Source organism: Arthrobacter sp. SLBN-83 (assembly GCF_006715285.1).
Lineage (GTDB): Bacteria > Actinomycetota > Actinomycetes > Actinomycetales > Micrococcaceae > Arthrobacter.
In genome coordinates, this window is sequence record NZ_VFMX01000001.1 from 1,468,848 (window position 1) to 1,488,147 (window position 19,300).

Genomic DNA, 19,300 nt, shown 5'->3' on the forward strand with positions numbered 1-19,300 from the left:
AACGATGAGCACCAAACTGGTACCCACCCCCGGGCAGACCGTGGGCCCGTTCTACGGTTACGCGCTCCCGTTCGAAAAGGACAACGAGTTGCTGCCTCCCGGGTTCCCGGGCTCCATCCGCCTTCAAGGCACGGTCTATGACGGCGCCGGCCACACCATCCCGGACGCCATCCTGGAAATCTGGCAGCCGGACGCCGACGGAAAGATCGACCAGCGCACCGGCTCCCTGGTCCGCGACGGCTACACCTTCACCGGCTGGGGCCGCGGCGCCGTGGGCAACTCCGGCGTCTACACCTTCACCACCGTCAACCCCGGCCCCACCAAGCCGGGCGCCGCGCCGTTCATCTCCGTGGCACTCTTCGCCCGCGGCCTCACCAACCGGCTGTTCACCCGCATCTACCTGCCGGAGGACACCGAGGCCCTGGCCAATGACCCGCTGCTGAGCTCACTGGATCCGGAGCGCCGCAACACGCTCATCGCCCGCCGCGACCCCGATGGTGGCCTCACCTGGGACATCCGTCTCCAGGGTGAGGACGAGACGGTCTTCCTGGACTTCCAGTGACCCACACCGCCGCCCTGGGAGATTTGCGCGCCTTCGCGGATGAGGCCGACGCCGGCCTGCTCAGTCCCGTCTCAGCCTCGCCATTGGTGGCGGCACTGACGGGGGACCGGGCAGTGCTGGCGGCCCTCCTCGCCGTCGAGTCGGGCTGGGCCGCCGTGCTGCAACGTGCCGGCCTGGCACCCGCCGGTTCGGCCGCCGTCGTAGCTTCCGCAGCTGAGGCGGGGCGCTACGACCTGGCCGGTATCGCGCAGCGCGCCCAAGGCGGCGGCAACCCGGTGATTCCGCTGCTGGCCGATCTCCGGAAAAACGTGGCGGCGCTGGACACCGCCGGAGTTGGGGCGGCGAAGGCCGTTCACACCTCCCTGACCAGCCAGGACGTGCTGGACACGGCCCTCATGCTGCTGGCCCGGAACACCGTTCACGCCGTGCTGGCGGACCTGAAGGGCACCACGACGGCGCTCGCCGCCTTGGCAGGGGAGCATGCGGACACGCTGTGCGTGGGCAGGAGCCTGACCCAGCATTCCCTACCCTTCACCTTCGGGCTGCGGGCGGCGCAGTGGTTCCAGGGCGTGGCAGCCGCCGGCCGGCAGCTGGAGGCCCTGGAATTCCCGGTCCAGTTCGGCGGTGCGGCCGGAACCCTCGCCGCCGGAACCGTGCTGACCGGAGGCTCGCCTGCGACGCCGTTCAGCCTGGCTGACAGCCTGGCCGCCCAGCTGGGCCTGGCCTCTGCGGCGGCGCCCTGGCACACCAACCGCCTTGCCATCACCTCCCTCGGAAATGCGCTGGCCTCCGTGCTGGACGCCTTCGGCAAAATCGCCGCGGACGTACTGTTCCTCAGCCGGCCCGAGGTGGCCGAGCTTGCCGAACCGCGTGCTGCCGGCCGCGGAGTCTCCTCCGCCATGCCGCAGAAACAGAACCCGGTGCTGTCCGTCCTGGTCCGCAGCGCCGCGCTGCAGGCGCCACAGCTGGCCGCGCAGCTGCACGTGGCCGCCGCCAACTTCAACGATGAACGCCCGGACGGAGCTTGGCACACGGAGTGGCCGGCCCTCCGGCAGCTCCTCGCCCTGGCCCTCGGCGCCGCCGGACACCTCCGCGAACTTGCCGAAGGACTGCGGGTGTTCCCTGACGCCATGCGCCGCAACCTGGACCTGTCCGGCCCGCTGCTGCTGGCCGAGGGCGTCAGCGCAGCGGTGGCGCCGCTGCTCGAGGAGAAGGACGGCCGCAGCGGCAAGCAGCAGCTGCAGGACGTGGTGGACCGGACCCTCCAGGCGCCTCCCGCAGAGCAGGCCGGAACCTACCGCAAGCTGCTCCGTGAAGCCGTCCCCGCCGCCGTCGCTACTGACGCACGGCTGGAAGAACTCCTGGATTCCGCCAGCTACCTGGGCCAAACGGCGGAGATCGCCCGCCGCATCCTGGCAGCCTTCCCCGACTTTGTTTCCCCCGACGCGAATGGAGCTTCCCGTGGCTAAACCGGCACTGAAGGCAGCACTGCTGTCCCCCCAGCGACCCCTTGGCGACCACCCCCTGCTGGTGGCGGGCCCGTCCCTGGGCACGTCCACGTTCCTGTGGAACAGGGTGGCTTCCCTGCTCGGCGATGATTACGACGTGGTGGCCTGGGACCTGCCGGGCCACGGCGTCTCGCCTGCCGCCACCGAAAGCTTCGACGTCGCAGCCCTCGCGGACGCCGTGGTGGACCTGGTCGACTCCATCGCCCCCGGTGAAAACTTCCACTACGCCGGGGTTTCCCTGGGTGGCGCTGTCGGGCTGCAGCTGGGCACTAAGCACGGCCAACGGCTCAAGAGCCTGTCCGTGCAGAACAGCGGGGCCAAGATCGGCACCCCGGAGGGCTGGCTGGAACGCGCAGAGACCGTCCGCACCCAGGGCACGCCGGTGATGATCCAGGGCTCCGCGCAGCGCTGGTTCGCGCCCGGGTTCATGGACCGGGAACCCGACTTCAGCAGCCGGCTCCTGCACGCCCTGCGCGACGCCGACCGCTTCAGCTACGCCTTCTGCTGCGAAGCCCTGGCCGCCTTCGACGTGCGCCAGGAGCTGGGCAGCATTACCGTCCCCACCCAGGTCATTGCCGGTTCGCTCGACGCCGTTTCCACGGCCGCGATGGCTGAGGAAGTGGCTGCCGGAATCACCGCAGGCGGCGGCACCGCCACTGCCGTGACCATTGAGGGCATTTCCCACCTTGCCCCGGCAGAGGCCCCCGCGCACGTCGCGGACCTGATGCGCAGCCTCCTCACCTGGGCCGAATCCCGCGAGGCTGCCAGATGAGCGGCGCCGAACGTAACGGAGTTGTCCAGCCCGGCGCCACCAGCCAGGAGATTTACGACGGCGGCATGGCGGTCCGGCGCGAAGTCCTGGGCGACGCCCACGTGGACCGGGCCAACGCCAACAAGGATGAGTTCACCGAGGACTTCCAGGACATGATCACCCGCATCGCGTGGGGCGGCATCTGGACCCGTCCCGGGCTTCCCCGCCAAATGCGTTCCGCCGTGACCATCACCGCCATGGTGGCGCACGGGCACTGGGAGGAACTGGCCATGCACATCCGCGCCGCCCTCCACAACGGCCTCAGCAGGGACGAAATCAAGGAAATCCTGCTCCAGACCGCCATCTACTGCGGCGTCCCATCCGCCAACACCGCCTTCAAGACCGCCCAGCAGGTCTTCCGCGAACTCGACAGCACCCACCGGAACCCCGGAGAACCAGAGGAATCATGAACCAGGCTTTTGTGTACGACGCCGTGCGCACCCCGTTCGGCAAGTTCGGCTCCGGCCTCGCTGCCGTGCGTCCGGATGACCTTGCCGCGCACGTGATCAGGGAGTCCGTGAAGCGTGCCCCGTCGCTTGATCCGGAGCGGATCGATGAGGTGGTCCTCGGCAACGCCAACGGCGCCGGCGAGGAGAACCGCAACGTGGCCCGGATGGGCACCCTCCTCGCGGGCCTTCCGGTGTCTATCCCCGGCACCACTGTGAACAGGCTCTGCGGCTCCTCCCTGGACGCGGCGATCATCGCGTCCCGGCAAATCAACGCCGGGGATGCGGACCTGATGCTGGTGGGCGGTGTGGAGTCGATGTCCCGCGCCCCTTGGGTGCTGCCCAAGACAGAGAAGCCGTACCCGGCCGGGGACATGACGCTGGCCTCCACGACGCTGGGCTGGCGCCTGGTAAACAAGGCCATGCCCAAGGAGTGGACCATCTCGCTGGGCGAGGCCACCGAGCGGTTGCGTGAGAAGTACAAGGTGACCCGGCAGGCGCAGGACGAGTTTGCCGCGGACTCGCACAACCGTGCCGCCGCGGCCTGGGACGAGGGGTTCTACGACAACCTGGTAGCCCCCGTGCCGGGTACGGACCTGGTGCGTGACGAGGGCATCCGGCCCGGCTCCACGGCCGAGAAGCTGGCCGCGTTGAAGACGGTGTTCCGGAAAGAACCCGAGGGCGCGGAAGTTGGCGGGACGGTCACCGCGGGCAACGCGTCGCCGTTGTCCGACGGCGCCTCCGCGGCCTGGATCGGATCCGAGGCGGCCGCCGGGCTGCTGGGGCTGGAGCCGCTGGCCCGCATTGCCGGGCGCGGGGCGCATGCCAACGATCCCCAGTACTTCGGCTACGCCCCGGTGGAGGCGGCGAACAAGGCCCTGGCGAAGGCGGGCATCGGCTGGGACCAGGTGGGCGCCGTCGAACTTAACGAAGCCTTCGCCGCGCAGTCTTTGGCCTGCATCAACGCCTGGGGCATCGACCCCGCAATTGTGAACCGGCACGGCGGGGCCATCGCCATGGGCCACCCGCTGGGTGCGTCCGGTACCCGGATCCTGGGCACACTGGCCCGGTCCCTGCAGGCCTCGGGCGAACGCTGGGGCGTGGCCGCGATCTGCATCGGCGTGGGCCAGGGCCTGGCCGTGGTCCTTGAGAACGTGACTGCTTCGAACGGAAAGGCGTAAGCCATGCTGAATTTTGTTGATTCGGTCCAGGACGCCGTGGCCGGCATCAAGGACGGTTCCACGGTGATGATCGGCGGGTTCGGCAACGCCGGCCAGCCGTTCGAACTGATCGATGCCCTGCTTGAATGCGGTGCCACGGACCTGACCGTGGTGAACAACAACGCCGGCCAGGGGGACCAGGGCCTGGCGCTGCTGATCAAGGAGGGCCGGGTGAAGAAGATGATCTGCTCCTTCCCGCGGCAGTCCGATTCCTGGCACTTCGATGCCAAGTACAAGGCCGGCGAGATCGAACTTGAGCTGGTCCCGCAGGGCAACCTCGCCGAGCGGATCCGCGCTGCCGGGGCCGGGATCGGCGGGTTCTTCACCCCCACCGGGTACGGCACCATGCTCGCCGAAGGCAAGGAAACCCGCTTCCTGGACGGCAAATGGCAGGTGTTCGAGACCCCCATCCACGCCGACGTCGCCCTGATCAAGGCGCTCAAGGCCGACGGCAAGGGCAACCTGGTGTACCGCAAGACGGCCCGGAACTTCGGTCCGATCATGGCCGCGGCAGCGAAGCACACCATTGTGCAGGTCGCCGAGATCGTGCCTACCGGCGGACTGGACCCGGAGAACGTGGTCACCCCGGGAATCTACGTCAACAGCGTCGTCAAAGTTGCCGGCAGCGCTCCCGCTGCAGGCACAAACCGGAAGGTGGCTTGAGATGAGCCTGACCGAAACGTCCCTCCAGACCTCGGCGACGCCCATGGGCCGGGATGATCTGGCCCGGCTCGTGGCCAGGGACATCGCGCCGGGGTCCTTCGTGAACCTGGGGATCGGGCAGCCCACCCTCGTGTCCAACTACCTCACCGAGGAACAGAACATCACCCTCCACACGGAGAACGGGATGCTCGGCATGGGCCCGGAGGCCAAGGGCGACCAGATCGACGGCGACCTCATCAACGCCGGAAAGATCCCCGTCACCGAACTCCCCGGCGCCTCGTACTTCCACCACGCCGATTCGTTCGCGATCATGCGCGGCGGCCACCTGGACATCTGCGTCCTGGGCGCCTTCCAGGTCTCCGCCACCGGTGACCTGGCGAACTGGCACACCGGCGCACCCGGGGCGATTCCCGCCGTCGGCGGTGCCATGGACCTGGCCACCGGCGCCAAGGACGTCTTCGTCATGATGACCCTCCTGACCCGCGAAGGGGCCTCCAAGATCGTGGAGTCCTGCACCTACCCGATCACCGGTGTCGGCTGCGTGACCCGCGTCTACACGGACAAGGGCGTGTTCCTCACCGGACCCGACGGCGTCTCCGTCCGCGAAACCTTCGGCTGCACGCTCGAAGAACTCCAGGAACTGGTGCCCGTCCCGCTCAAGGCCGCGCCCGCCGTCGGAAGCGCCACCTAGGATTGGTAACCATGACCGACGCCGTCCGCACGGAAACCCAGCCCCCGCAGGCCAGCGACCAGTACGTCCAGTCGCTGGCGCGGGGCCTTTCCGTGATCCGTGCCTTCGACGCCGAGCGCCCGGTCATGACACTGTCCGAGGTCGCCGCCCGGACAGGGCTCACGCGCGCCACCGCCCGCCGGTTCCTGCACACCCTGGTGGAACTGGGCTATGTGCGCACGGACGGCAAGACCTTCGCCCTGACGGCCAAGGTCCTCCAGCTGGGCTACGCGTACCTGTCGGGACTGTCCCTGCCGCAGCTCGCGCAGCCGCATCTTGAAGAGTTGTCCCTCAAGCTCGGCGAATCCACTTCCGCTGCAGTGCTGGACGGCACTGATATTGCGTACGTTGCCCGCGTGACCACCCGCCGGATCATGACCATCGGGATCACCGTGGGTACCCGCTTCCCTGCTTATGCCACGTCCATGGGCCGGGTCCTGCTCGCGCACCTGCCCACGGCGGAGCTCAAGGCATACCTGGCGGCCGCGGACATCAAACCGCTCACTCCGCGCGCCCTGGGCACAGTTCCCGAGCTGCTCGCCGTCCTGGAAACCGTTCGCGCACAGGGCTGGTGCCTGCTCAACCAGGAACTGGAACTGGGGCTCATGTCTGTCGCGGCGCCCGTTTATGACGGGGCCAAGGTGGTGGCCGCCGTCAACGTTTCCCTGCAGGCCCAGTCCGTGGAGGCCAAGCCGGATCCGGACGCCTACCTGGCATCAGTCACACAGGAAATCGTGGCCACCGCCAAACTCATTTCCGCAGACCTCACCGCCCGCGGGTAGGAACGCCGCCGCGCAGCGCAAGCTGCTTCCGGCTAGCTGATCCTGGTTTGGGCGAACAGCCGGCGGAGTGTGAAGAAGCAGCCCAGCCCACTGAACAGCAGGGCAACGAGGAAGTCCCCGCCGTACCCGTCGACCAGTTCCCGGTTCGTCGTGAGGTTGAAGAGGAGCAGGTCCCAGGTCTGGGCATCTGCCAGCATCAGCAGTGGAGAGCCCCCGCCAAGGTACTTCGCCGCGTCCACCAGCATGCCGCCCCAGAACGACAGCAGCACCGTCACCGCCGTTATTGCCACAACCACCCATGCGCCCCGCCGGCTGATGACGCCGCCGGCTCCCATGACGTACAGGCGCGCTGCCAGCGCCGCGGCGATAAAGGCAACGATGGAGGCCATCCAGCCCATGTTCCACAGCACCAGCCAAGCGGCGATGCCTACCGGAACCGCCGCCACAGCGTAGACGGCGCCGCGCACCACATCCTCCCGCGGAGCTGCCGGCGCAGGCACCGGGAGCTGGAACTGGCCTGCAGGCGGCAGCCATGGTTCCGAAGACCGCTGGCCGTACTGCGGTACCGGAGTTCCGTGACCGCCCTCCGGTCCGGATGGTGTTGCCTCGAATTCTGCGCGCTCTGACATGGGTCCCCCAATATTTTGTTGTCTGTGAATCCCGCTCATTCTCACACAACAGCGCGTTGACCTGGCCAAATGCGCGGGGTGCAAAGGCAAGAGGCCGACGGCGGGTGCTTCCCGCCGTCGTCCTCTTCTGTTTGCTCCGTGGTTGTGAAGGCTCCTACCGCACGTGGTTGCCCAGCTCCCGGAGCGGGGTCTTGGCGGTCTCGCGCGCCCACCAGGCACCCGCCACGGCGAGGATGGAGGAACCTGCCACGATCCAGGCTGCCGGTCCCCAGTTGGCCTTGTCCGCTCCCACCAGGGCGGTACCCAGCAGCGGGGTAAAACCGGCGCACAGGATGCCGATCTGGAGGCCGATCGCCATGCCCGAGTAGCGGACCTTGACGTTGAAGAGCTCGGAGAACCAGGCCGGGTAGATGGCGTTGGACATGGCCTAGGTTCCGGCCGTAATCAGTGTGCTGGTCAAAAAGATCATGGGGATGTTCCCGGTGGAGATCACCCAGAAGTAGACAAAGATCATGGCGCCGGAACCGAGCACGCCCCCGATGAAGATGGGACGCCGGCCAAGGCTGTCCGACCACCGTGCCATCAGGGGCTGGCTGGCGACCGCCAGCACATTGCCCAGGATGCTCACCCAGAGCATGGTGGAAGCCGGGACACCCACCGACACCGCATAGGCAAGGCCAAAGGACTGCATGAACGTGTTGGTGACGGTCTCGAAGGACATCAGCGCCACCTGGAAGAACTGTGCCGGGTGGGTCTGGAACATCTTGGCGAAGGGCAGCTTCACCAGTTCGCCGTGGTCATGCTTTTCCTCGAAAACCTCGGGCTCCTCCAGGGAGCGGCGCACCAGGTACGCGACGATGAGGACCACCAGGGAAAGCCAGAAGGGGATCCTCCAGCCCCAGGCAAGGCGGTCTGCCTCGCTCATGGCGGCAACAGGAAGGAAGGCAAGGGACGCCAGCACGATGCCGGCCGAGATGCCGCTCATGGCGAAGCTGGCGAAGAACCCGCGGCGGCCTTCCGGCGCTTCCTCCGTGGACAACGCCGATGCCCCGGCGGTCTCGGCGCCGGCGGACAGACCCTGCAGGAGGCGCAGCACCACCAGCAGTGCGGGGGCCCAGTAGCCTGCCAGGCTGAAGTCCGGCAGGGCGCCGATCAGGAACGTGGCGCTGCCCATCAGGACCAGGGTGAGAACCAGGGTGTTCTTGCGGCCGATCTTGTCACCCAGGTGCCCAAACACCACTGCGCCGAAGGGCCTCGCAACGTAGGCGACGCCGAAGGTGGCGAAGGAGGCGATAAGTGCCACGGTGGGGTCGCCCGCAGGGAAGAAGATCTTCGAGAAGACGAGGGAGGCGGCCGTGGCATAGATGAAGAAGTCGTAATACTCCAGGGCGCCGCCGAGGAAGGCTGCCAACGCTGCCTTCTTTGCGCGCTTGAGACGACGCTGCTCTTCAGGCGTCGCCTGGGCCTGGGCTCCTGCTGCGATGTTGGTCATGGTGGGGTTCCTTCCACGCTGAAGGCGGGGATCTTTTCTGTTCGTGTACGCATACCGAACAAGTGTGCGAAATGCGCCTAAAGAGAGGATACTAGCCGGTGACGCCAATCACAACGGCGATCTCTGCGAAAGGTGGAGCAACGCATGGAACCGCGAACTCACGCTTCCCGCCTGGTCCTGATCGGGTCGGCGGCCTCCCAGGCCATGTCACCCGCGCTGTGGAACCCCGTCCTGGCCCGGCTGGGCAACGGCTGGAGGTACGAGGCGTGGGATGTGCCGCCGGATGGCGACCTTGCACAGGTCCGTAAAAATCTCCTGGCTCCGGATACGGTGGCCGCCAACGTGACCATGCCGCATAAGCATTGGGCGGCGGAAACCGCGGATGCTGCCGACGAGTCCGTGAGGCTGAGCGGTGCCTGCAACCTGCTGGTGCGTTCAGGTGAAAGGCTGGAGGCCCACAACACCGACATTACTGCTGCCCGGAAATTGCTTGGGCCCGGCTACCAGCGCCACGCCCTCCTGCTCGGGGCAGGGGGAGCGGCCCGCGCGGCCCTCATATCCATCCGGGAAAACGTGGGGGCCGTGTCCATCACGGACCGCGATCCCCGTGCGTCCGCCGAGCTGCTTGTACTCGCGCGCCAACTGGGCCTCGACGCGCATGCCATTACGTGGGAGCAGGCCGGGGATGCCGCTCCTGATGCCTCCCTGATCGTCAATGCCACGCCCATCGGAAAAAGCACCTCCGACCCGGCGGCCTGGGGTGGTGCTGCCTTGGCGCCCGACGCCGTCCTGTATGACTTCGTCTACGCCCGCCACACCACCCCCAGCGTGGCCCGCGCAAAGGCCTTGGGTATCCGGTGCATCGACGGGTGGGACCACCTGCGGGAGCAGGCGGTGGCCATGGTGCCCCTCCTGGGACTGAACGGAGAAGCAGGCGTGTTGTTGCAGGAATCCCTGGTCCGGCTCCGGCATACGCATTAGGACCCGATTCTTGGCCAGGCTTCCTCCGCAACGGTGCCCGATATGATCGAACAGGCGCGAAAAGCCCGGCAATTCCCTGCCGGTACGCCCGGTTGGTTCGGAGGGCAGGAACGTGGAGGAGCAGGCAGGCTACTTCGTTAAGTCGGTTGAGAAGGCTTTTGACGTCCTGCTCGCCTTTACCCCGGACCAGCCCCGGCTTACCGTCTCGCAGGTTGCGGCCCGGACGGACATGACGCGGGCTTCGGCCCGGCGCTTCCTGCTTACGCTCTCCGACCTTGGCTACCTCCGGGCTGTCGGGGCGGCCTTCGAGCTGACCGCGCGTTCCCTGGACGTGGGCAGGTCCTATCTGGCCGCACTGACCTTGCCCAAGGTGGCCGAGCCACACCTGAGGGACTTGGCGGCGGAGCTTAACGAGACAACGTCCCTGTGCATCCTCGACGGCGGCGACGTGGTCTACGTGGCCTGCGTTCCTTCTCCGCGCCTGCTGAGCGTGTCCATCACGGTGGGCACCCGCTTCCCCGCCTGGGCCACCTCCATGGGCCGGGTCCTCCTTGCCGGGCTGCCTGCGCCGCAGCTGGAGGAATACCTCCACTCGGTCCGGCTCCAGCGCTTCACGGACCGCTCCATCGGCAGCGTGGAGGACCTGCGCGGCGAAGTGGAAGCGGCAAGGGCCAGGGGCTGGTGCATGGTTTCACAAGAACTCGAGGAAGGCCTTCGGGGCGTGGCCGTCCCGGTGTGGCGCGGACATGAGGTTGTGGCCGCGGCCAACGTCTCGCTGCAGACGCACCGGGCCGCGGCCCAGGACATCGAAGCGGCAGTCCTGCCCCAGCTGATGGAAACCGCCCGCCGCATTGCCCTTGATTACGGCGGTCCCGCCGTTCGTGCCGTTCAACCCACCTGACGCATCAGGCCAAGCCGGCCCTTGGCCTCGTGGACGGTGCTGACGCACCTGGGAACCGGAGCTGGAGTACGCTGGGTTCGGGAAATTGTCAGCAAAATTGGCAACTGACAGGGACGGGGAGAAGGTTGGCTGTGGACACCGTGGATGGAGCGGGCCGGGCCCTCACTGCCGTTGAGCTTGCAGAACTCCTGCGCACCGCCATTGTCAGCGGGGAGCTCGTGCCCAACCAGCGCCTGGTGGAAGGCGACCTTGCCGCCGAGTACGGGGCCAGTCGGGGAAACATCCGGGTTGCCCTCTCGGAGCTGAGTGTCGAAGGCCTCGTGGAGCGTGTCCAGAACCGGGGAGCGCGGGTGCGTGCAGTCTCTGTGGAGGAAGCGGTGGAAATCACCGAGGTGCGGGCCGCCCTGGAGGCGCTCTGTGCCCGCAAGGCTGCCGAACGGGCCACCGAGAAGGACATCGTTGAGCTGCAGGACCTGGCAGCCCGGATGAAGGATGCCGTGGAGCGGGGAGACCGCGAGTCCTACTCGGAAGGCAACCAGGCGATGCACGAAAAAATCATCGCCATGAGTGCGCAGCAGACCGCCGCAGCAACCATCCAGCGGCTGCGGGGACAGGCAGTCAGGTTCCAATTCCGCCTTGCCCGCCAGCCGGGCCGCCCGGCCGTCTCCCTGCCGCAGCACCTCGCCATCATTGATGCCGTCTGTGCCCATGACCCGGATGCGGCGGCAGAAACCATGCGGCTCCATCTCGAAAGCGTGGCGGACGCCATCCGCGCCAGCAACAAATAGGCGCAGTCCTTCAGCAAGGCAATCACCGTGCCAAAGTGGCCTGCTGACAGGCGAATCGTTACCACTAACCCTCCGGCACCTACTCCCGCCGCAGCGCGGAGCGCTTTAGACTCAAGCCAACTGCGTGCAGCAGAGCCGCTGCACTGCTCGTCAGGAAGAGGAGTCGGCGGGTGAAGCTGGGGATTCCGCGGGAACGGCGGGAGGGTGAGCGGCGCGTGGCCGCCACCCCGGACACCGTCAAACAGCTGGCCGGGATGGGACTGGAGGTCCTGGTGGAAACCGGGGCTGGGGATGGTGCCGGGCACGCAGACCCCGGGTACCAAAATGCCGGCGCCGCGGTGGTCCCGCAACTGGACCTGGCCGCCCTGGACATCCTGGCCCACGTCCGCCCCCTTGACCTTCACACCGCCGCATCCCTCAAAAGGGGCGCTGTTACCGTAGGGCTCGCGTCGCCGTCGTCCGAACTGCCGGGTGTGCAGGCGCTCGCGGACAGCGGAGTGACCTCCTTCGCGCTGGAACTGGTGCCGCGCATTTCCCGTGCCCAGTCCATGGACGCCCTGACGTCGCAGGCGCTGGTGGCCGGGTACCGCTGCGTGCTGGAGGCCGCCATCCGGCTGCCGCGGTTCTTCCCCCTGTACATGACCGCCGCCGGAACCATTCCGCCGGCCCGCGTCCTGGTGCTCGGCGCGGGCGTTGCAGGGCTGCAGGCCATCGGCACCGCAAAGCGCCTGGGTGCCCGCGTCTTCGCCAACGACATCCGCCCCGCCTCCGCGGACGAAGTGGCGTCCATGGGCGGCACGTTCATCCGGCTGGACCTCGAGACGGCGGAGGCGGCAGGCGGCTATGCCCGGCAGTTGAGCTCCGACGCCGGCACCCGGCAGCGGCAGCTGCTGGCACCCCACGTGGCGCAATCAGACGTCTTGATTACGACGGCGGCAGTCCCCGGGCGGCCCGCGCCCCTTTTGGTGACACGGGAGATGGTGCAGGGCATGCGCCCGGGATCGGTCGTCGTGGACCTCGCCGCCGAGTCGGGCGGCAATGTGGAGGGCTCGGTGCCGGGCCAGGACATTCCCATTCCCACCGCCGACGGCACCGGACACATCACCCTGGTGGGGCTGAAGGACCCGGCCTCCGCGATGGCGTCCGATGCCTCCCGCCTCTACGCCAAGAACGTGGCCAACCTGCTGGCGCTGCTGGTCCGCGACGGCACCCTCACGCTGAATTTCGATGACGAAGTGGTGGCTGGTGCCTGCCTCACCCACGCCGGGGAGGTGCGGCACAAAGCCACGGCCGAATTGCTGGCGGCACGGGCGCAGGCCTCAACAGCCGGTGCCGCTGCCGCCGCCCGGCAGGAAGGAGCGCTCTGATGGCCGGAATCGCACTGCTGACCATTACGGTGCTGGCGGTGTTCGTCGGCTTCGAGGTGGTATCCAAGGTCTCCAGCACTTTGCATACCCCGCTGATGTCCGGCGCCAATGCCATCCACGGCATCATCCTGGTGGGTGCCGTCATCGTGGCCGGCCAGGCAGCCGACCCGTGGGTGCTCGCCGTGGCGCTGCTCGCCGTCGTCCTTGCCACCGCCAACCTGGTGGGTGGCTTCGTGGTGACGGACCGGATGCTGCACATGTTCCACGGCAAGAAGGACGTAGCCACCAAGGCAGGCGGCAAATGAGCCTCCTCAATCCCGTCTGGACCTCCCTGCTCTACCTCGCCGCGGCGGTCTGCTTCATCCTGGCGCTGCGCGGGCTCAGCTCACCGCGCACCGCCCGCCGCGGAAACCTGGTGGGCGCACTCGGGGCGCTGATCGCCGTCGTCACCGTCTTCCTGTCCGCCCGGCTGGAGAACACCCCCTGGATCCTGGCCGCCATCGCCGTCGGCTCGGCAGTGGCGGCACCGGTGGCGCGCCGCGTGAAGATGACGCAGATGCCGCAGCTGGTGGCCCTGTTCAACGGGGTGGGCGGCGGCGCGGCCGCCCTGGTGGCACTCCTGGAACTGGGCCATGCGGAGGACCCGTGGGTGCGGGTGGCCATCGTATTCACGCTCCTGGTGGGCGCGGTGTCCTTCGCCGGCTCCGGCGTCACGTTCGCCAAGCTGCAGGAACTGATGACCACCCGGCCGGTGGTGTTCCCCGGGCTGCCGGTGGTGATGGCCCTGGTCCTGCTCGCCGCCGTGGCCGCGGCGGTGGCAGTGGTGCTTACTGCTTCGTTGCCGCTTGCGGTGGTGCTGCTGGTCCTGGGCCTTGCCGCGGGTGTCCTGCTCGTGCTGCCGGTGGGCGGTGCGGACGTGCCCATTGTCATCTCGCTGCTGAACGCCTTCACCGGCCTCGCCGTCGCTGCCTCCGGCCTGGTACTGGGCAACGTCCTGCTGGTGGTGGCCGGCACCCTGGTGGGCGCCTCCGGCACCATCCTCACCCGTGCCATGGCCGCGGCCATGGGCCGGAGTGTAGCGGGCATCCTGTTCGGCGCCTTCCGGGGAGGTTCGACGGCGGGATCCACCGCCGTGAGCGAGCGTCCGGTCCGCTCGTCCTCACCGGAGGACGTGGCGGTCCTGCTGGGGTACGCCCAGCGGGTGATCATCGTCCCCGGCTACGGCCTGGCGGTGGCCCAGGGCCAGCACACCGCCGCCGAACTGGCCCAGGCACTCGAAGCGCGGGGCATCGAGGTGGATTTCGCCATCCACCCGGTGGCCGGCCGCATGCCGGGCCATATGAACGTGCTCCTGGCGGAGGCCAACGTGCCCTACGAGTCGCTGAAGGAGATGGGCGAGATCAATCCGGAGTTCAAGACCACCGATGTGGCGCTGGTGGTGGGCGCCAACGATGTGGTGAACCCGGCCGCCAAGACCTCCTCGGGCTCGCCGATTTACGGGATGCCCATCCTGGAAGTCGCGGAGGCGCGGCAGGTGGTGTTCCTGAAGCGCTCCATGCGGCCGGGGTTCGCCGGGATCGAAAACGACCTGCTGTATGAGCCGCAGACGTCGCTGCTGTTCGGTGACGCCAAGGACTCGCTGGCGCAGGTTCTGGGCGCGGTCAAGGCCCTGTAGGCGCGGAACATACCCCGCGGCGGGATACCCTTCATTCAGAAGCTTGCTTTCCATCTCCCATTTGAGGACGCCATGACTGAGACCAGCTCCACCCCTTCGCCCAAACGCGCCGCCGTCGTCATCAACCCGGCCAAGACGGTGGACATAGACGTGCGCGAGTTGATGGCCAAGCACTGCGAGGAGAACGGCTGGGGCGAAACCCTCTGGTTCGAGACCACGGAGGAGGACCCCGGCGTCGGCCAGGCCAAGGAAGCCCTGGCCCAGGGCGCGGACCTCATCATCGCGGCCGGTGGTGACGGAACCGTCCGCTGCGTGGCCGAGGTCCTTGCCGGCGGGGACATCCCCATGGGCCTGCTGCCGCTGGGCACCGGAAACCTGCTGGCACGCAACCTGGGCATCGACGTGACTGACTATGACGGCGCCCTGTCAGGTGCGCTGGTCGGTACTGAGCGGAAAATCGACGTGGTCCGCGCCCGCCGGAACGACCCCGACAAGGAGCAGCTGTTCCTGGTCATGGCCGGCATGGGCTACGACGCCACCATCATGGCGGACACCAACCAGGAACTGAAGCACAAGGTGGGCTGGCTGGCCTACGTGGACGCGGGCATCCGCAACCTGCCGGGAAAGCCGGTCAAGGCAACTGTAACCATTGACGGCAAGCGGGTTGTCCACCGCGGCGTACGCAGCGTGATGGTGGGCAACTGCGGCAAGGTCCAGGGCGGCCTGGAGATTTTCCCCGAGGCCAAGATCGACGACGGGCTGCTGGATATTGCCGTCCTGGCGCCGCACCACGGCAAGCTGGGCTGGCTGTCCGTGCTGGCCGGCATCATCGGCAAGGGCAAGAACAAGGACACCGCCGTGGAGTACTTCCAGGGCAAGAGCGTTGAAATCACCCTGGAGCACAAGGACGACTACCAGCTGGACGGCGACCACGAGGGTCAGGGCAAGCACGTGCTCATGACCATGGAGCCCGGTGCCCTGACGCTGCGGATGTAGGGCCTCCTGCCGTAGGGCCGCTCAGCCCAGCAGCTTGCCCCAGCGCCGCTCCAGCAGCGGCGCGCCGGCCAGCTTCAGGGCGTGCCAGAGGGTGACCGCCACGGAGTCCAGCACGGGAACCCCGGTGGCTTCCTCGATCTCCGCCGTGATGTTGGCCCCGTACAGGTTGGTGCATAAGTACACCAGCGCATCCGGGGCCGCAGCGGCGAGCTCCAGGGAACCTGGGCGCATTTCGTCGTCGCTGACCCGGGCAAAGGACTCGTTGTCGCTCAGGCCCAGCCCCCGGTGGTCCACCGTCTTAATGCCTTCACGCTCGTAGGACGCGATGACCTGGTGGTTCACGTCCTCCGTGTACGGCGTGAAAAGGCCGATCCGCTCGGTGCCGAAAGCCCGGAACGCTTCCAGGTAGGCCAGCGTGGAGGTGGTGGCCGGGATCCCGGTGGCGTCCGTGATTCCGCCGGCCAGGTCCTGGTCGTGGGCCGAACCCAGCCACGAGCCTGACGTGCCGTTCCAGGCAATCACGTCCACGTCCGCCGTCGCCAGCAGCTGTGCCGCCTGGCGCATGACGGCAGGGTCGAACTGCCGGTCCGAGGAATCGTCAAGCGCGATCCGGGTGACCGGGATCCGGGTGAAGTGCACCGTGACATCGGTGCGGCTGCCCAGGATGCGGTACGTCTGGGGTTCCAGGCAGGTGTTGGAGGACGGCACGATCATGCCGATCCTGCGGGGGCGGGTGGTTGCAGGCATGGTGGCTCCTAGAGGGCGGCGGCGGGCAGGTGGGCGGCGTCGGAGGCGGACTGGTGCTGCCGGAAGCCGTTGCGGTGGAGAAAGCGGCCTGCGGCGCCGGGATCGTGGAAGCCGTCCGCATCCAGGACCACGCGGCCGTTGGAAACCACGACGGCGGGCCAGCCCGTGAGTGCCTTCCCGTCGAAGGGGGAGAAGTCGGTCCCCATGTGCAGGGCTGCGCCGTTGACGGTGCGTTCCTCGGCGGGATCGAAAACCACCAGGTCGGCGTCGAACCCCTCGGCGATGCGGCCCTTGCCGGGGACGGCGTTGATCCGGGCAGGTTCGGCGGCGAAGGCACTGACAAATTGTTCCACGCTGGCTCCGGCGGACGTCATCGCGGTGAAGGTGACCGGCATGCGCGTCTCCACGCCGGGGAGCCCGTGCGGCATGGCGCGCACGTCATCGGTGCGTTCGCGCTTCTGGGACAGGTCGTAGCAGGAGTGGTCCGAGGACATGGTGTGGATGGCGCCGGCCGCCAGCCGCTCCTTCAGGGCCGCCACCGTTTCCGGGCAGCGCATGGGCGGGCAGCAGGCAAACCACTCGGGGAAGGTGGAGGCGTAGACGGAGTCGTCCAGCGTGACGTAGTGCGGGCAGGTTTCGGAGTAGGCGTCAATCCCGCGCTCCCGCGCCTGCGATACCAGGTCAACGGCGCCGGGCGTTGACTGGTGGACGAAGTACACCGGCGCCCCCGTGTATTCGGCCATCGCCAGGGTTTCCTTCACGGAGATCTCCTCGGCCAGCTCGGGCCGGGTCCGGTGCAGGTGTTCAATGCCGATCCGGCCGTCCTGGGCGTGCTGTTCTGTGCAGTCGGTGATGATGGGGTCGTGCTCGGCATGGATGTAGGCCAGGCCGTCCAGCCGCACCATTTCCCGCATGACCTTGAGGATGGTGTCGCCGTCGGCCATGGTGGTGCCGCGGTTGGTGGTGTACATCTTCACCGAGCGGACGCCCTCGGCAGCCAGCTGCTCCAGCTGCCACGGCACCGTCTCGTCCCAGCTGACCACGGCGCCGTGCAGGGCCACGTCGCAGCGGGACTGGGTGGCCAGTTCCTTCTTGTGCAGGACGGCGGCCAGTGGGGTTTCCTGGGCATCCCGGGGAATACCGAAGTCGATGATCGTGGTGGTGCCGCCCCACAGAGCGGCCGTAGAGGTGGTGCGGTAGTCGTCCAGGGTGCGGAAGCGTCCGGTCACCTGGGCCACATGGCAGTGTCCGTCCACGCCGCCGGGAATCACGAGCTTGCCCGTGGCGTCGATGGTGCGGTCCGCCGCGGGTACCGGCTGGGCGGCGTCGATGAGTTCGGTGATCTTTCCGTGGTGCACCAGGATGTGGGCTTCCTGGCGGCCGGTGCTGTTCACCACGGTTGCGTTGGCAATGATGAGGTCTGGCTGGTGGGACATCGGTGTCCTCCTGGGTTGGTGAAGTGGGGCTTAGGCGGCGGGCTGCGGGGTGCCGGCGTGCTCCTGGCGGGCGGCGAGGGCCGCGTCCAGGTTGCCGGACAGGCCTTTGCGGTCCTTGGCCGGGGGCGGGGCGAAGGCGCCGGCGCGGTGGGTTCCGGACTGCAGGGCCGCCACGGCCTCGGCCATGCGGATGCCGGCGGAAATGCCGTCAACGACGGGTACGGGAATTTGTCCGTTGAGTTCGCGGGCCAGGCCTGCCAGCGGGGCGCCGGCGAGGATGACGACGTCGGCGCCGTCCTCGGCCACGGCCTGCCGGCTGAGTGCCAGCAGGGTTTCCCGGAAGTCCTGCTGGACGGAAGCGATGCTGGTGAGGGAGTCGTTGATGGAACGGATGGAGGCCAGCCGGCCTGCCAGGCCGAACTGCTCCACGCATTCGCGGTACCAGGGCTTGATCCGGTCCGAGATGGCAATGATGGAGAAGCGATGTCCCTGCAGCGCTGCTGCGCACAGGGCGGACTCGGTGATGCCGATGACGGGCACGTCGGCCAGTTCCTTGAGGGCCGGCATGCCGGGATCGCCAAAGGCTGCCACCACCACGGCATCCACCGGGTCTGCTCCCGGGCGGGTGTGCTCGGCGATGATTTCCGCTACCGCGCCGGCGGCGATGAGGGATTCGAAGCGGGTTTCGATGTACTCGACGCCGTGGCCGGCCGTCCGGACCAGCAGGTCGGTGCCGGGGGAGGCGGACCGCAGCGCTTCTGATTCGATCAGTGCGGTGACATCGGCGCTGATGTTGGGGTTGATGACCAGGAGTTTCATTTTCTCTTCCGATGGAATTCTGGTTCGGTTTTCTGGAAGTCCTCGGGGAACTGGTCCCGGTACTTTCCAATGTGGGATGCGGATTGGGCGGCTGCCCTGTCCGGGTCGCCGCTGGCGATGGCAGCGTAGAGTTCGCGGTGTTCGCGGATGAGCTCGGGCAGGTCGGCCACGTGCCGGAACAGCCAGTGCATCCGGCCCTGGAGGGGTTCCAGGGCGGACTTGAGGAAGTTGTTGTCTGCGATCCGGGTGATGGCGTCGTGGAATTCGCTGTTGGAGCGGTGCGCTTCCATGACCGAACCCTTCGCCAGGAAGGCCTCCGCGTTGTCCAGCAGGCCCTTGAGATAGGCGAGGTCAGCCTTGGTGGCCCGCTTGGCGGCGAGCCGGCAGGCCAGCACCTCCAGGGACTGGCGGACGTCAAAGAGGTCCTCAACGTCCTTGGGGCTGAGGCTGCTGACCTCGGCCCCGCGTGCGCCGCGGTCACTGATCAGGCCTTCCATGCGGAGCATTCGCAGGGCCTCGCGGACCGGCAGCCGGGAAACGGAAAACTCGGCGGCCAGGTCGCGCTCCACCAGCCGCGTGCCGGGAGCGTAGTGTCCTTCAAAAATCCGGGTGCGGAGGGTGTCCCGGACAGTCTCGCGGAGGGGGCGGTCCTTGTCCTGGGTCTCTTCTGCGGTCAGCATGGTGCTCCATTCCGGATTCTCGTGCGGCACTGCTCCCGGCTGCGGGGGCGTCGATTGCAAGTTTCCC

The 19,300-nt window shown here is 67.8% G+C and carries 22 protein-coding genes; 15 read left to right on the forward strand and 7 right to left on the reverse strand.

What is annotated here, in order from left to right; genetic code table 11:
* Positions 1-4 precede the first annotated feature (4 nt).
* The 8 genes from pcaG to FBY30_RS06755 are packed head-to-tail and all read left to right on the forward strand — an operon-like array spanning position 5 to position 6,722.
* The gene (gene pcaG / locus FBY30_RS06720; protein WP_142132168.1) at positions 5-562 is read left to right on the forward strand and encodes a protocatechuate 3,4-dioxygenase subunit alpha; all 558 of its coding nucleotides are present in this window, start codon (positions 5-7) and stop codon (positions 560-562) included.
* Positions 559-2,031 carry a lyase family protein gene (locus FBY30_RS06725; protein ID WP_142132169.1) on the forward strand — a complete coding sequence of 491 codons (1,473 nt, stop codon included), beginning with the start codon at positions 559-561 and terminating at the stop codon, positions 2,029-2,031. The genes pcaG and FBY30_RS06725 overlap by 4 nt, the downstream gene beginning before the upstream one ends.
* On the forward strand, positions 2,024-2,842 hold the full coding sequence (locus FBY30_RS06730) for an alpha/beta fold hydrolase (RefSeq protein WP_142132170.1): 819 nt from the start codon (positions 2,024-2,026) through the stop codon (positions 2,840-2,842). Before FBY30_RS06725 ends, FBY30_RS06730 begins: the two co-directional genes overlap by 8 nt.
* Positions 2,839-3,291, forward strand: coding sequence for a 4-carboxymuconolactone decarboxylase (gene pcaC, locus FBY30_RS06735; RefSeq protein WP_142132171.1), 453 nt, complete (start codon positions 2,839-2,841; stop codon positions 3,289-3,291). Before FBY30_RS06730 ends, pcaC begins: the two co-directional genes overlap by 4 nt.
* The gene (locus FBY30_RS06740) at positions 3,288-4,508 is read left to right on the forward strand and encodes a thiolase family protein (protein WP_142132172.1); all 1,221 of its coding nucleotides are present in this window, start codon (positions 3,288-3,290) and stop codon (positions 4,506-4,508) included. The genes pcaC and FBY30_RS06740 overlap by 4 nt, the downstream gene beginning before the upstream one ends.
* A gap of 3 nt (positions 4,509-4,511) precedes the next feature.
* Complete coding sequence (locus FBY30_RS06745) at positions 4,512-5,210, forward strand: 3-oxoacid CoA-transferase subunit A (protein ID WP_142132173.1); 699 nt, start codon at positions 4,512-4,514, stop codon at positions 5,208-5,210.
* Between the two features lies 1 nt (position 5,211).
* Entirely contained in the window at positions 5,212-5,901 is a 690-nt protein-coding gene (locus FBY30_RS06750; RefSeq protein WP_142132174.1) for a 3-oxoacid CoA-transferase subunit B, read from the forward strand.
* A gap of 11 nt (positions 5,902-5,912) precedes the next feature.
* Positions 5,913-6,722, forward strand: a complete 810-nt coding sequence (locus FBY30_RS06755) for an IclR family transcriptional regulator domain-containing protein (RefSeq protein ID WP_142132175.1) — start codon at positions 5,913-5,915, stop codon at positions 6,720-6,722.
* 32 nt (positions 6,723-6,754) lie between these two features.
* On the opposite strand, the gene FBY30_RS06760 is transcribed toward FBY30_RS06755, so the two are convergent.
* From FBY30_RS06760 to FBY30_RS06765, 3 genes are all read right to left on the reverse strand, one after another.
* Positions 6,755-7,351 carry a hypothetical protein gene (locus FBY30_RS06760; RefSeq protein ID WP_142132176.1) on the reverse strand — a complete coding sequence of 199 codons (597 nt, stop codon included), beginning with the start codon at positions 7,349-7,351 and terminating at the stop codon, positions 6,755-6,757.
* 154 nt (positions 7,352-7,505) lie between these two features.
* Complete coding sequence (locus tag FBY30_RS20945; RefSeq protein WP_235009362.1) at positions 7,506-7,775, reverse strand: hypothetical protein; 270 nt, start codon at positions 7,773-7,775, stop codon at positions 7,506-7,508.
* A 3-nt stretch (positions 7,776-7,778) separates the two neighbouring features.
* Positions 7,779-8,843: an MFS transporter gene (locus FBY30_RS06765; RefSeq protein ID WP_235009363.1), complete on the reverse strand. Its 1,065-nt coding sequence runs from the start codon at positions 8,841-8,843 to the stop codon at positions 7,779-7,781.
* A 144-nt stretch (positions 8,844-8,987) separates the two neighbouring features.
* Here FBY30_RS06765 and FBY30_RS06770 point away from each other — a divergent pair, with 144 nt between their 5' ends.
* From FBY30_RS06770 to FBY30_RS06800, 7 genes are all read left to right on the forward strand, one after another.
* Positions 8,988-9,824, forward strand: a complete 837-nt coding sequence (locus tag FBY30_RS06770; RefSeq protein ID WP_142132177.1) for a shikimate dehydrogenase family protein — start codon at positions 8,988-8,990, stop codon at positions 9,822-9,824.
* Positions 9,825-9,936: 112 nt separating this feature from the next.
* Positions 9,937-10,725 carry an IclR family transcriptional regulator domain-containing protein gene (locus tag FBY30_RS06775; RefSeq protein WP_142132178.1) on the forward strand — a complete coding sequence of 263 codons (789 nt, stop codon included), beginning with the start codon at positions 9,937-9,939 and terminating at the stop codon, positions 10,723-10,725.
* A 131-nt stretch (positions 10,726-10,856) separates the two neighbouring features.
* Positions 10,857-11,513, forward strand: a complete 657-nt coding sequence (locus FBY30_RS06780; RefSeq protein ID WP_142132179.1) for a GntR family transcriptional regulator — start codon at positions 10,857-10,859, stop codon at positions 11,511-11,513.
* A 170-nt stretch (positions 11,514-11,683) separates the two neighbouring features.
* Entirely contained in the window at positions 11,684-12,880 is a 1,197-nt protein-coding gene (locus tag FBY30_RS06785) for a Re/Si-specific NAD(P)(+) transhydrogenase subunit alpha (RefSeq protein WP_142132180.1), read from the forward strand.
* Entirely contained in the window at positions 12,880-13,185 is a 306-nt protein-coding gene (locus FBY30_RS06790) for an NAD(P) transhydrogenase subunit alpha (RefSeq protein ID WP_142132181.1), read from the forward strand. The genes FBY30_RS06785 and FBY30_RS06790 overlap by 1 nt, the downstream gene beginning before the upstream one ends.
* Positions 13,182-14,555 (forward strand): NAD(P)(+) transhydrogenase (Re/Si-specific) subunit beta, encoded by a 1,374-nt coding sequence (locus FBY30_RS06795; RefSeq protein WP_142132182.1) that lies wholly within the window; start codon positions 13,182-13,184, stop codon positions 14,553-14,555. The genes FBY30_RS06790 and FBY30_RS06795 overlap by 4 nt, the downstream gene beginning before the upstream one ends.
* A 33-nt stretch (positions 14,556-14,588) precedes the next feature.
* Positions 14,589-15,551: a diacylglycerol/lipid kinase family protein gene (locus FBY30_RS06800; protein ID WP_268815713.1), complete on the forward strand. Its 963-nt coding sequence runs from the start codon at positions 14,589-14,591 to the stop codon at positions 15,549-15,551.
* A gap of 21 nt (positions 15,552-15,572) precedes the next feature.
* Here the strand turns inward: FBY30_RS06800 and FBY30_RS06805 are convergent, their stop codons facing one another.
* Genes FBY30_RS06805 through FBY30_RS06820 form a run of 4 tightly spaced genes read right to left on the reverse strand, consistent with a single transcriptional unit; the run spans position 15,573 to position 19,233 of the window.
* Positions 15,573-16,298, reverse strand: coding sequence for a maleate cis-trans isomerase family protein (locus tag FBY30_RS06805; protein ID WP_142132184.1), 726 nt, complete (start codon positions 16,296-16,298; stop codon positions 15,573-15,575).
* An 8-nt stretch (positions 16,299-16,306) separates the two neighbouring features.
* Positions 16,307-17,734 (reverse strand): amidohydrolase family protein, encoded by a 1,428-nt coding sequence (locus tag FBY30_RS06810; protein ID WP_142132185.1) that lies wholly within the window; start codon positions 17,732-17,734, stop codon positions 16,307-16,309.
* A 30-nt stretch (positions 17,735-17,764) separates the two neighbouring features.
* Positions 17,765-18,553, reverse strand: a complete 789-nt coding sequence (locus FBY30_RS06815; protein ID WP_142132186.1) for an aspartate/glutamate racemase family protein — start codon at positions 18,551-18,553, stop codon at positions 17,765-17,767.
* Entirely contained in the window at positions 18,550-19,233 is a 684-nt protein-coding gene (locus FBY30_RS06820) for a GntR family transcriptional regulator (protein WP_142132187.1), read from the reverse strand. Before FBY30_RS06820 ends, FBY30_RS06815 begins: the two co-directional genes overlap by 4 nt.
* Positions 19,234-19,300: the final 67 nt, after the last annotated feature.

Excerpts from the sequence above, each read along its gene's own strand:
- FBY30_RS06805 (WP_142132184.1), bottom strand. The coding sequence starts at position 16,298 with ATGCCTGCAACCACCCGCCCCCGCAGGATCGGCATGATCGTGCCGTCC.
- FBY30_RS06740 (WP_142132172.1), top strand. The coding sequence starts at position 3,288 with ATGAACCAGGCTTTTGTGTACGACGCCGTGCGCACCCCGTTCGGCAAG.
- FBY30_RS06750 (WP_142132174.1), top strand. The coding sequence starts at position 5,212 with ATGAGCCTGACCGAAACGTCCCTCCAGACCTCGGCGACGCCCATGGGC.
- pcaC (WP_142132171.1), top strand. The coding sequence starts at position 2,839 with ATGAGCGGCGCCGAACGTAACGGAGTTGTCCAGCCCGGCGCCACCAGC.
- FBY30_RS06760 (WP_142132176.1), bottom strand. The coding sequence starts at position 7,351 with ATGTCAGAGCGCGCAGAATTCGAGGCAACACCATCCGGACCGGAGGGC.
- FBY30_RS06815 (WP_142132186.1), bottom strand. The coding sequence starts at position 18,553 with ATGAAACTCCTGGTCATCAACCCCAACATCAGCGCCGATGTCACCGCA.
- FBY30_RS06770 (WP_142132177.1), top strand. The coding sequence starts at position 8,988 with ATGGAACCGCGAACTCACGCTTCCCGCCTGGTCCTGATCGGGTCGGCG.
- FBY30_RS06765 (WP_235009363.1), bottom strand. The coding sequence starts at position 8,843 with ATGACCAACATCGCAGCAGGAGCCCAGGCCCAGGCGACGCCTGAAGAG.
- FBY30_RS06745 (WP_142132173.1), top strand. The coding sequence starts at position 4,512 with ATGCTGAATTTTGTTGATTCGGTCCAGGACGCCGTGGCCGGCATCAAG.
- FBY30_RS20945 (WP_235009362.1), bottom strand. The coding sequence starts at position 7,775 with ATGTCCAACGCCATCTACCCGGCCTGGTTCTCCGAGCTCTTCAACGTC.
- FBY30_RS06810 (WP_142132185.1), bottom strand. The coding sequence starts at position 17,734 with ATGTCCCACCAGCCAGACCTCATCATTGCCAACGCAACCGTGGTGAAC.
- FBY30_RS06820 (WP_142132187.1), bottom strand. The coding sequence starts at position 19,233 with ATGCTGACCGCAGAAGAGACCCAGGACAAGGACCGCCCCCTCCGCGAG.
- FBY30_RS06795 (WP_142132182.1), top strand. The coding sequence starts at position 13,182 with ATGAGCCTCCTCAATCCCGTCTGGACCTCCCTGCTCTACCTCGCCGCG.
- pcaG (WP_142132168.1), top strand. The coding sequence starts at position 5 with ATGAGCACCAAACTGGTACCCACCCCCGGGCAGACCGTGGGCCCGTTC.
- FBY30_RS06790 (WP_142132181.1), top strand. The coding sequence starts at position 12,880 with ATGGCCGGAATCGCACTGCTGACCATTACGGTGCTGGCGGTGTTCGTC.
- FBY30_RS06755 (WP_142132175.1), top strand. The coding sequence starts at position 5,913 with ATGACCGACGCCGTCCGCACGGAAACCCAGCCCCCGCAGGCCAGCGAC.